Source organism: Vulgatibacter sp., from assembly GCF_041687135.1.
GTDB lineage: Bacteria > Myxococcota > Myxococcia > Myxococcales > Vulgatibacteraceae > JAWLCN01.
In genome coordinates this window covers 112929-123636 of record NZ_JAWLCN010000007.1, presented here as the reverse complement: position 1 = coordinate 123636, position 10708 = coordinate 112929, and the positions used below count along the sequence as shown (strand labels likewise).

Sequence of the window (10708 nt, the reverse complement as noted above, 5' to 3'; positions counted from 1 at the left end):
TCGCGTCTCGCCCTTAGCTTTGGCGCGCGGGGCGCCCATCGCCCCTCGTTCGTCCAGAGGGGGGAGCATGCCGGTCATCCGGCCCTTTCGCGGCATCCACTACGACTTCGCCCGGCACGCCGACCTGACGCCGCTGCTCTCGCCTCCCTACGACGCGGTGGACGAGGCGCGCCGAGCCGCGCTCGAGGCGCAGAGCCCCTGGAACGCCGTCCACCTCGAGGCGGAAGGGCAGCGGCCGGGCGACGGCGGCGCCGAGAACCGCTTCAGCCGCAGTGCCCGCTACCTCGAGGAGTGGCGCGCGCAGGGTGTCCTCGTCCGCGACGACAGGCCGGCGATCTACGCCCTCGAGCAGCGCTTCGAAGAAGGGGGCGAGCAGCGCGTCCGCCACGGCTTCCTCGCCAGCCTGGAGCTGCAGGAGCTGGGCTTCGGCGTGCTGCCCCACGAGCAGACGCTGCCGGCGCCGGGGGAGGATCGCTTCCGCCTCTACCGCGCCGCGCGCGCCAATACCTCGCCGATCTTCTGCCTCTACGCCGACGACGAGGGCGAGAGCGAGGTGATCCTGCAGCAGGCGCGCTCGGGCAGGCCCAACGCCACCGGGACGCTGGGCGGGGTGGAGAACCGGCTCTGGCGGATGGAGCAACCCGAGGTCGCCCGCGGCCTCACGCGGCTCCTCGCCCACCGGCGCGCCTTCATCGCCGACGGCCACCACCGCTACGAGATGGCGCTGGCCCATGCCCGGGCCTGCGAGGCGGAAGGCGCCCCGGCGAGCGGCGCCCACCGCACCATCCTCGCCTGCTTCTGCCCGATGAGCGATACGGGGCTGGTGATCCGGCCGGTGCACCGGCTGGTCACCGGCCTCTCCGTCGAGATCGGCCGGCTGTTGCTCCTCCTCGACGAACACTTCGACGTGGAGGAGCTGGTGGAGGACGTGCGCAAGCCTGCGGGGCTCGCGTGGGCGCAGCGCCGCCTCGCCGAGGCGGGCCGAAGTGGGCACGCGCTGCTGCTCCTCGCCGGCGCCGACCGCAAGGCGCGGCTCCTCCGGCTCAAGGAGGGCGTCGACCTCTCCCACGTGACGGCGCTCCCCCGGAACCCGACGCTGCGCACCCTCGACGTGGCGCTGCTGCAGGGCCTGGTGCTGCGCCACACCCTCGGCCTGCGCGAGGAGGCGGCGGGGTGGGGCGAGCATCTCGCCTACGTTCGCGACGAGGCGGAGCTGGTCACGCGCGCCTTTGCGGGCGCCGACGCGCTGGGCTTTCTCGTGAACCCCACGCCGATGTGGCAGGTGCGCGCGGTCGCCGAGGCGGGGGAGCGGATGCCGGCCCGGACCACCTTCTTCCATCCGAAGGTTCCCGCGGGCCTGGTCTTCCATTCGATCGATCCGCACGACCCCGCTTGACGGGCCGAAAGGCACACGTGCTACCATGCCGCCATTCGTTCGGCGTGGTGGGGTGTTCGTCCTGGATCCGGTGGGGTCGGCAGGGATGGTGCGGTTTGTCCGCCGTCCGGCCAGCGCTCTCCGTTGCAGGTGAAACGCTCGTCTGCACGGGATTCTTCCCGGGGACGGAGCGGTCTGCCCGCTGTCTGCCGAGCGCACGCCCGCACGATCTGCGCGCCGTCGGTCCGGGACGCGCTTCCTGCGCTGCCTCCGTGGCAGGCCGGCCTCGCCCTGCGGCCTGGCCGCGACACCTCGGCCCCAGCCTTACTGCCCCCCTCCGGGGCCGTGCCGGTAATTCCTGCGGCCAGGGGGGCTCCGCCCGCCATGCTGCAGGGCGATCCGGGGCGCTGGCGCCTGCCTGCCCGGCTGCGGATGGGCCCGTCTCGTCTTGGCACGCTGCTGGCAGAAGGATCCCGGCGTGAGCGCACTGCTGCTGGCCAACGGACACGCTGTCGAGGTCGAAGGGACCTCGCCGGTCGTAGACCGGGCGAGCCGGGGCGCTCCCCGCGGCAGGACTCCCGGCAGGGGTCCAGCTGCTGGTACAGCCCGCATCCGCCGGTGTTCGCACGTTCGCCCGTGTGCCCGAGCGGTTCTTCCTGCCTTCTAGCTCCTGCGGCGAGCACCCCGCCACGCCGGACGGTGCGCAGCGAGCTTCCCTCCTTTCCTTCTCGACCTGGAACGACTGGTTGGCGCCAGCGCAACGCCTTCGTGCGCCAGATTGTCGCGCGGTGCACTTCCCCTGATTTTCCGCGGAGGGGTGGGTCGGAAATCCCCACGCAGTGGGGAAGATGGGGAGGGTGGCGACATCTTCCCCGTTCGCCGGCCCGAACGGGGTGAACGCGGAGGTTCGCGGCGGCGAACCGGGCGGACCGCCCCGGGATCGGCGAACCGGCCCGGCGCTGCGGCAGAATGGAGCAGGGGCCTCCGGCGGTTTCCGGGCAGCGAACCTTCGTTGCTTTCGCACCGCGGCGGACTATGCTCGCCGCGAACCCGAGGCTCCGAAGCCCCCGAGGAGGAATCTTGCTGCCCGCTCCCATCCGCGGCCGCCGTTTGCGCCGTACCGAGACGCTCCGGCGGATGGTCCGTGAAACCGAGCTCGACGCCGGCGACTTCATCTATCCGATCTTCGTCGAGGAGGGCTCCGGCCTCCGCCGGCCCATCCCCTCGATGCCCGGGATCAGCAACCTCTCCATCGACACCGCGGTGGAGGAGGCGAAGAAGGCCCGCGACCTCGGCATCCCCTCCCTCCTCCTCTTCGGGATCCCGCCCCACAAGGACGAGATCGGCAGCCAGGGCTACGCCGAGGACGGCGTCATTCCCCGGGCCCTGCGCGCGATCAAGGAAGCGGTGCCCGAGCTGGTCCTCGTGACCGACGTCTGCATGTGCGAGTACACGACGCACGGGCATTGCGGCGTGATCCACGACGGCGACGTGGACAACGAGCGGACCCTGCCGCTGCTGGCGAAGACCGCGGTGGTCTACGCGCAGGCAGGCGCGGACATCGTCGCTCCCGCCGACATGATGGACAACCGCGTGGCGGCGATCCGCGGGGCCCTCGACGAGAGCGGCTTCGGCCACACGCCGATCATGAGCTACGCGGCGAAGTACGCCTCCGCCTTCTACGGCCCCTTCCGCGACGCCGCGCAGAGCGCGCCCTCCCACGGTGACCGCCGCGGCTACCAGATGGATCCCGCCAACGGCAGGGAGGCGATCCGGATGGTGAAGCGCGACGTGGAGGAGGGCGCGGACCTGATCATCGTCAAGCCGGCGCTGGCCTACCTCGACGTGATCCGCGACGTCCGGCAGGCCCTCGAGGTGCCGGTGGTCGCCTACAACGTCTCCGGCGAGTACGCGATGCTCAAGGCCGCCGCGCAGAACGGCTGGATCGACGGCGAGCGCGCCGTGCTCGAGAGCCTCACCTCGATGAAGCGCGCCGGCGCCGACCTCATCATCACCTACCACGCGCTGGAGGCTGCCCGGGCGCTCGCCCGGCGCTGATCATGGCCACGGGCTCCGGCAAAGGGCCGGTACGAAGTGCGCGCCGCGGCGGCTCCCCCTATCCGAGGGCGGAGGTGCTGCCGCGTGTCCTCGCCAAGGCAGCCGACCTCCTCGTCGCCGGCCTCTTCGCCTGGATCGTCCCCACCGTGGGCGGCGTCCTCGGGATCGTCTACCTGCTCCTCGCCGACGCGATGCCCAACGGCCAGTCGCCGGGCAAGCGGCTTCTCGGCGTGAAGGCGGTCCACGTGCCGACGCGGCAGTCCTGCAACGCCAGGCATTCGGTGATCCGGAACCTGCCGGTGGCGGTGGCCTTCGGCCTCGCCTTGAACCCGATCCTCGCCCTGGTGGCGGTGCCGATCGCGCTCTTCGAGCTCTACATGGTCGCCACCGATCCCCTCGGGGTGCGGATCGGCGACGTCTTCGCCGACACCCAGGTGATCGACGCCAAGGTCCCTCTCGAGACCACGGTGCCGACCCACGCCTCGACGCTGATCCGCCGGGCACCCCTCGCTGCCCCCGACGTCGGCGACGTCGAGGCACAGACCCGCTCACCGTGAGAAGGCGGCGCATCGGCGCCGCCGCCGAACCCTCACCGCGTGCGAAGGAATCGGCCCGGCAGGCGCCTGCCCTATTCCTTCGCTCGCGCTTCGCGGGTCGAGAAACGCTCCTTCTTGCGATCGCTCCGCCTTCGGCTTCGCTGGAGAGTTTGTTTCACAAATTCTCACCGGCACCACCTTCGCTCCACCGGGGGGCTGCCCGGCAGGAGCGCGCCCCTCCACGTTCGTCTCCCCACCACCGCGCGGGCGAAGCCCGCGTCGGAGAGGCAAGCACATGCGCATCGCGCTGACCCACAACCTGCGGCTGACCGATTCCGAAGACGAGGCCGAATTCGACACCGCGGCGACCATCGACGCCCTCGCCGGTCACCTGGAGCGGCTCGGCCACCGGGTGGAGCGGCTCGAGGTGAGCGGCCCCGCCTCGCGGACGGTGGCGCGGCTCGAGGCCTGGTCGCCGGACCTCGTCTTCAACACCGCAGCAGGGCGGCGCGGGCGCTTCCGCGAGGCCTTCTATCCGGCGCTCTTCGAAGAGCTGGGCATGCCCTACACCGGCAGCGATGCCTACGCGCTGGCGGTGACCCTCGACAAGCAGCTCTCGAAGATGATCGTGGCGCAGCACGGGATCGCCACGCCCGCCTGGCAATTCGTGGAGCGGCTCGAGGATCTCGAGCTCCGCCGCTTCCGCTTCCCCGTGATCGTGAAGCCGAATTTCGAGGGCTCGTCGAAGGGCATCACCCAGGAGTCGGTGGTCGAGGAGGCGGCGCTTTTGCCGGTGCGGGTGGCGGAGATGCTCTCCCGCTGGCCCGCCGGCGTCCTCGTCGAGGAGTTCGTGGCGGGGCGGGACATCACCGTGCCCTACCTCGAGGCCTTCGCCGACGCGCCCTCGCAGGGCGTGCTCGCCCCTGCCGAATATCTCTTCGACCCGGCGGTGATGGCGGGGCGGCGCCACGCCATCTACGACTACGAGCTGAAGACGAGCCTCGAGGACGCGGTGGCGGTGCGGGCGCCGGCGCAGATCGGCCGCGAGACCGAGGCCGTGCTCCGCCTCACCGCGCGCCGGGTCTTCGGGCTCCTCGGCTGCAAGGACCTCGGCCGCATCGATTTCCGGATCACGCCGGAGGGGGCGGTCTACTTCCTCGAGGTGAACGCGCTCCCCTCGCTCCAGCCCGGCTCCTCGATCTACGCCTCGGCGAAGCTGCAGGGCCTCGACGAGAAGGGCGTGGTCGAGGCGGTGGTCCGCAACGCGGTGAAGCGCTACGCGATCAAGGACTCGGGGCGCTCCAAGGCGCGGCCCCGGAAGTCGGGACCGCTCAAGGTGGGCTTCACCTACAACGTGAAGCGGGTCACCCCGACCATCGACGGCGCCCAGGACGCAGAGGCCGAATACGACTCCCCGAAGACCCTGCAGGCGATCCGCGACGCGATCGCCTCGTGGGGCCACGAGGTGATCGATCTCGAGGCGACCTCCGAGCTGCCGAGCCTGCTCTCCAGCACCTCGGTCGACGTGGTCTTCAACATCGCCGAGGGCTTCAAGGGCCGGAACCGCGAGAGCCAGATCCCGGCGCTCCTCGAGCTCCTCGACATCCCCTACACCGGCAGCGATCCTTCGGCGCTGGGCATCGCCCTCGACAAGGGCCTCGCCAAGCGCATGGTCCGCACCCACGGGATCCTCACGCCGCAATACTTCCTGATGCACACCGGCAAGGAGAAGCTGCCGAAGGATCTCCGCTGGCCGCTGATGGTGAAGCCGGTGGCGGAGGGTTCCTCGAAGGGCGTGATCTCCAAGAGCGTCTGCGAGAACGAGCAGGAGCTCCGCGAGGTGGCCCGGGAGATGGCGCTCAAATACCGCCAGCCCGCGCTGGTGGAGGAGTACATCTCCGGCCGCGAGTTCACCGTGGGGCTCCTCGGCGAGCGCAGGCCCCGGGTGCTGCCGCCGATGGAGATCGTCTTCGTCGACCAGACGATGAAGAACCCGATCTACAGCTTCGAGATGAAGCAGGATTGGGACAATCGGATCCGCTACGACGCCCCGGCGCAGATCGACGAGAAGACGCGGCGCCGCCTCGAGGACGCCGCCCGATCCGCCTTCACCGCCCTCGGCTGCCGCGACGTGGCCCGCATCGACTTCCGCATGGACGAGCAGGGGCGGATCTATTTCATCGAGTGCAACCCGCTTCCCGGCCTGACGCCGGGCTGGAGCGATCTCGTCCTCATCTCGCAGTCGGCGGGCATGGACTACCGGACCCTCATCGGCGAGATCCTCTCCGGCGCGATCCGGCGCTACACGCAGCGGGAGCGCGAGCGCCGGGCGCAGGAGAACGCCCGGCCGAACGCGGCGCTGGTGCAGGTGGCAGAGGCGGGCAAGCGCGCGGGCTAGCGCCACCGGACGCACCGCCGAAAGGACGCGTCGCATGGGCTCGAGCGATCGGCAGGAGCGGGTGCGGGCCCGGGAGCTGGGCCTGCCCCTGGGGCGCTACCGCCCCGGCCCCCACAACGCGATCACCGACGTGGAAGGCGTGCTCGTCGGCCATGCCACCATCGTGCGCGGCAGCGGCAGGCTGGTGCCCGGGCGTGGTCCCGTGCGCACCGGCGTCACCGCGATCCTCCCCGCTGGCGGAGGCGTCTTCGACGAGCGCGTCGTCGGTGGCGGCTTCGTCCTCAACGGCGCCGGCGAGCTCTCCGGCCTCACCCAGCTGATGGAGTGGGGGCTGATCGAGACGCCGATCCTCCTCACCAACACGCTCTCGGTGGGCGCCGTCTCCGACGCGGTGGTGAATTGGCTGGTGGAGCGCCACCCCGGCATCGGCGCGGAGCACGACGTGCTCATCCCGCTGGTGGGCGAGTGCGACGACTCCTGGCTCAACGACGTCGCCGGCAGGCACGTCCGGCAGGAGCACGTCTTCGAGGCGCTCCGCTCCGCGAAGGGCGGCCCGGTGGCGGAGGGGAACGTCGGCGGCGGCACCGGCATGATCACCTGCGACCTGAAGGGCGGCATCGGCACCGCCAGCCGCAAGCTCCCGGAGAAGCAGGGCGGCTATACCCTCGGCGTGCTGGTGATGAGCAACTTCGGCCGCCTCGCCGATCTGCGGGTGGCGGGCCTGCCGATCGGCGAGCACCTCGCGCGCAAGCTGCGGGGGATGGCGGTCCGGCGCAGCCTCTACGGATCGATCATCGCGGTGGTGGCCACCGACGCGCCGCTGCAGACCCACCAGATCAGCCGGCTCTGCAAGCGGGTGGCGCTCGGCATCGGCCGCGTCGGCTCCTACGCCGCCCACGGCTCCGGCGAGATCGTGATCGGCTTCTCCACCGCCAACCGGGTGCCGCGCCGCTCCCGGAAGATGGTCTACCGGATCAAGGTGCTCCTCGACACGCGGATGGATCCGCTCTACCAGGCGGTGATGGAGTGCACGGAGGAGGCGATCCTCAACGCGCTCTGCATGGCCACCGGGATGGAGGGGGCGAACGGCAATTTCTCGCCGGCGCTGCCGCTGGACGAGGTGCGCGACTACGCAGCGCTCCTGCGCAAGCCGATCCTCCGGCCGACGCCACGTGACGAAGAATAGCTACATGCGGCGGATCCGCAGGTAGCGCCGTATCTCCGGCCATTGGCTGTAGAGCGCCCAGCCTGCCACCAGCAGGCCGAGGCCGAGGGCGACAGGCCAGCTTCCCGATTCCTGCCGGTGCCGGCAGCGCGTCAGATCTCTCATCCCTTCGCCTCCATCGCCGGCTGCAGCCCACCGCCTGCTGCAGCGACCTCGAGCACCAGCTGCACCGCTGTGTCCAGCGCCGCCGCCACCGGCGGGGAGAGGCCGAAGCCCTCCTGCACGTCGAGGGGCTCGCAGCCGACGATGCGTGTGGGGGGCAGGGTGCCGCCCAGCGAGCGCAGCGCCGCGAAGACCGAGGGGAGCTCCATCCCGTGGGCATCCGGCTGCGCCAGCGCGGTGATCCCCTCGAGCGCCGGGTCGATCACGTAGAGCGTCCCCGGCGCGCGGCCCCGCGGCACCGCGTCGACGATCACCAGCAGATCGACCGGATCGAGGAGCTCGTAGGCCAGGTGGAGGCCGCGGATGCCGAAGTCGATCGCCCGGGTTCCGGGCGGGAGAGCCAGGCGGGCGAGGCGGCGCGCCACCTCGACCCCGAAGGCGTCGTCGCCGAAGAAGACGTTTCCGACCCCAGCGATCAGGACCGAGCTCACGTTCCCTCCGCGATCGTCTCCACCTCTTCCGGAAGGTAGTAATGGAAGCGGCCGTACCACTCGTGCAGCTCCGCTGCAGGGTCGTCGTCGAGGGTGACCGCCAACCAGGTCGCCCCCTCCGCGTCGACCTCCACACGGTGGACGGTGGCGGCCATGCCGGCGAAGAGGAGGTCGTGCGCGTCGGTGCGCCGCTTGCCCGGGCGCAGCCGGACCTTGTCGCCGGGGCCGGGCCTCCGCACCTCGTTCGCTACCCTGGGCAGGGGCAACATCTCCGCCTCGTCCGCGAGGCGCCGCGCGCCGTGCAACCGCTCCCAATCCCCCGGCGCCATCCGTTCCACCCGGTCGACGATCGCCGCTGCCCGGGGATCGGTGGCACGGGCGATCCGCTTCTCCTCCTCGGTGAGGGTGGCGGTCCGCAGGCCGAGGAGCTCGTCGATCTCGGTGGCGTCGTGGAGGTCGCCGGGGCTCTCGGGCGCTATCTGCGGGTGGTCGTAGAGGATGATCGGGGCTGCGAGCACCAGCTGCCGCTCGCCCCTGGCGCCGGCGAGGACCGGCCAGCTCCCCTGGCCCTTGCAGGCAGCGGCGGCAGCTGCTGCCTCCGGGGGCGGATCGAGGAGCGAGACGAAGGCGCCCGCCTGCAGCCCGAGGAGGAGGTGGGTGGAGAGCAGGGCGCTGCGCAGCGCCTCGTCGCGGCTCACCCGGGGGTCGACCGGGGTGTGGTTCTCGACCCGGATCACCAGCCTGCGGAACGGCGCGCCGGCGTCCTCCACCCGAAGCCGGACCCGATAGCAGAGCTGCGCGGTGTGGCGGTGAAGCCGCCCGCGCACGTCGCCTGCTCCGTCCCGGAGCTCCTCCATCGTGGCGCGCGCAGGCTGGTCGAAGAAGAAGGCGTGGTCCGTGCTCCCGCCCAGGTCGAACGACGCGGCGATCGACTCCTCCTGGAGGAGCCCCTCGTCCCAGGCCAGGTGGAGCTGGCCGTCGATCTCCAATCGCCCCACCGGCTTCCACGTCCGGCTCTCGCGATCGGCCACCTCGTACCGGCGTGCCTGCACCCGGAGGAAGCGGAGGAGCCCGTCGAGCCGGGGCGTGGCCTTCGCCTCGAAGAGCGTGCGGCTCTCCATCCACCAGGGGTCGGAGCCGTTCGCCTCGCTCCAGCTCCGCGGCGCCACCACGCCGAAGGACCAGCGGATCTGGTTCTTCGGCGCGTTCGCCCGGTAGGGATAGAGCACGTAGCCCTCGAAGAGCACCGCATCGGCGACGGCCTTCGCCCTGCCGAAGCCCGGCGCCCCGTCCGCCCCGCGCGTTTCGCATCCGATCATGTCGCCCTCCGTGGCAGCTCCCTGCTCGCAGCCTGCAGGGCGGCGAAGAAGGCGCCGATCGCCTCATGGACCTCGCGTCCACCCTCGAAGCCCTTCCAGTGCCGGCGCAGGGAGGCGGTGAGCTCGTAGCAGCGGTCGATCGGCACGAGCAGCGCCTCGATCCGGCTGCTGCCCCGGGGGCCGTGCAGGAGCACCGCCTCCACGTCGGCCTGTGCCTCGGCGAAGAGGGGCGAGGCGGCGAGCAGGTGCGCGGCCTGCGCCTCCTCGAGCTCCACCTCGGTGCTTCCCGCGGGGCTCGGGTAGATCGCGATCCAGCGCTGCCGGTCGCCGTGGAGGAAAAGGAAGGCGAGGCGGACCGGGATCCCGGCGGCGAGGAGGTCGCGCTCCTCGATCGCACCGGCTTGGTCGCGGAGCACCCGGCGCGGCACGGAGCGGAAACCCCGCGCCGCCTCGTGGTCGAAGAGCACGGCGCAGGCCGGGCAGGCGCAGCAGATCCGCCGGCGCTGGCGATCGACCAGGTGGCGGTGCTCCGTATCGATCGGCACGGCGCAGAGCTCGCAGCGGGGCGCGCCGTCCTCGCGGAGCACCCGCCTGCGCACGAAGGGGCGCAGCGCCCGCACCGGGATCACGGGACCACCGGAAGCGAGGCCCGCGCGCCCTCGAGCTCGATGCGGGTGATCTCCGGCGCCGCCGCCTCGAGGGCGGCGCGGATCGACTGCTCGAGGGTCGCCTGCGAGGAGGCGCAGCCGTCGCAGCTGCCGGTCAGCCGCAAGGTCACCGCGTGGTTCTCGTCGATGGCCACGAGCTCCACGCCGCCCTCGTGCAGCCCGAGCTGCGGCCGGACCCGGTCGAGCGCCTCGGTGATCCGGATCCCGATCGGCAGGGGATGGAGGCCGTGGAGGAGCAGGAGGCTGGAGACGGGCTCGTCGGCGCAGAGCGCGTCGGCGAGCCGCACCCCGTCGGCGCCCGCAGCGCGGGCATGGGCGAGGAGCTGGCCGAGGGCGGTGCCGTAGACGGAGACGAGGCGCCGCACCAGCTCCTCGACCTGCACCCACGTCTGCGGCGCCGCCCCAGCCGCGAGCTGCTCGAGAAGCTCCTCGATCCGCTCCCCGTCGCGCGGATCCGCCCCTGCGCCTCCCCCCGGCACCTGGACCATCGCTCACCTCGCTGGTGGTTCACGCCGAGCATGGTGCTCGCGCACCGG

General features: G+C 71.7%; 10 protein-coding genes. 5 read left to right on the top strand and 5 right to left on the bottom strand.

What is annotated here, in order from left to right:
* The first annotated feature begins 67 nt into the window (after window positions 1-67).
* The 5 genes from ACESMR_RS16510 (at window position 68) to ACESMR_RS16490 (ending at window position 7553) form a co-directional block, all read left to right on the top strand.
* A complete protein-coding gene (locus tag ACESMR_RS16510; RefSeq protein WP_373048206.1) occupies window positions 68-1396 on the top strand; it encodes a DUF1015 domain-containing protein in 1329 nt (442 codons plus the stop codon).
* Window positions 1397-2458: 1062 nt separating this feature from the next.
* Entirely contained in the window at window positions 2459-3433 is a 975-nt protein-coding gene (gene hemB, locus ACESMR_RS16505; RefSeq protein WP_373048306.1) for a porphobilinogen synthase, read from the top strand.
* Window positions 3434-3507: 74 nt separating this feature from the next.
* Window positions 3508-3990: an RDD family protein gene (locus ACESMR_RS16500; RefSeq protein ID WP_373048205.1), complete on the top strand. Its 483-nt coding sequence runs from the start codon at window positions 3508-3510 to the stop codon at window positions 3988-3990.
* A gap of 274 nt (window positions 3991-4264) precedes the next feature.
* Window positions 4265-6367 carry an ATP-grasp domain-containing protein gene (locus tag ACESMR_RS16495; protein ID WP_373048204.1) on the top strand — a complete coding sequence of 701 codons (2103 nt, stop codon included), beginning with the start codon at window positions 4265-4267 and terminating at the stop codon, window positions 6365-6367.
* A gap of 34 nt (window positions 6368-6401) precedes the next feature.
* Entirely contained in the window at window positions 6402-7553 is a 1152-nt protein-coding gene (locus tag ACESMR_RS16490; RefSeq protein WP_373048203.1) for a P1 family peptidase, read from the top strand.
* Here ACESMR_RS16490 and ACESMR_RS16485 read toward each other — a convergent pair whose 3' ends face one another.
* From ACESMR_RS16485 to ACESMR_RS16465, 5 genes are read right to left on the bottom strand one after another with little or no spacing between them, the layout of a single operon-like run.
* Complete coding sequence (locus ACESMR_RS16485) at window positions 7554-7697, bottom strand: DUF6893 family small protein (protein WP_373048202.1); 144 nt, start codon at window positions 7695-7697, stop codon at window positions 7554-7556.
* On the bottom strand, window positions 7694-8185 hold the full coding sequence (locus ACESMR_RS16480; protein WP_373048201.1) for a hydrogenase maturation protease: 492 nt from the start codon (window positions 8183-8185) through the stop codon (window positions 7694-7696). Before ACESMR_RS16480 ends, ACESMR_RS16485 begins: the two co-directional genes overlap by 4 nt.
* The gene (locus ACESMR_RS16475; RefSeq protein WP_373048200.1) at window positions 8182-9504 is read right to left on the bottom strand and encodes a hypothetical protein; all 1323 of its coding nucleotides are present in this window, start codon (window positions 9502-9504) and stop codon (window positions 8182-8184) included. Before ACESMR_RS16475 ends, ACESMR_RS16480 begins: the two co-directional genes overlap by 4 nt.
* Window positions 9501-10133 (bottom strand): DUF5947 family protein, encoded by a 633-nt coding sequence (locus tag ACESMR_RS16470; RefSeq protein ID WP_373048199.1) that lies wholly within the window; start codon window positions 10131-10133, stop codon window positions 9501-9503. The genes ACESMR_RS16475 and ACESMR_RS16470 overlap by 4 nt, the downstream gene beginning before the upstream one ends.
* A complete protein-coding gene (locus ACESMR_RS16465; RefSeq protein ID WP_373048198.1) occupies window positions 10130-10660 on the bottom strand; it encodes a NifU family protein in 531 nt (176 codons plus the stop codon). Before ACESMR_RS16465 ends, ACESMR_RS16470 begins: the two co-directional genes overlap by 4 nt.
* Window positions 10661-10708 lie beyond the last annotated feature (48 nt).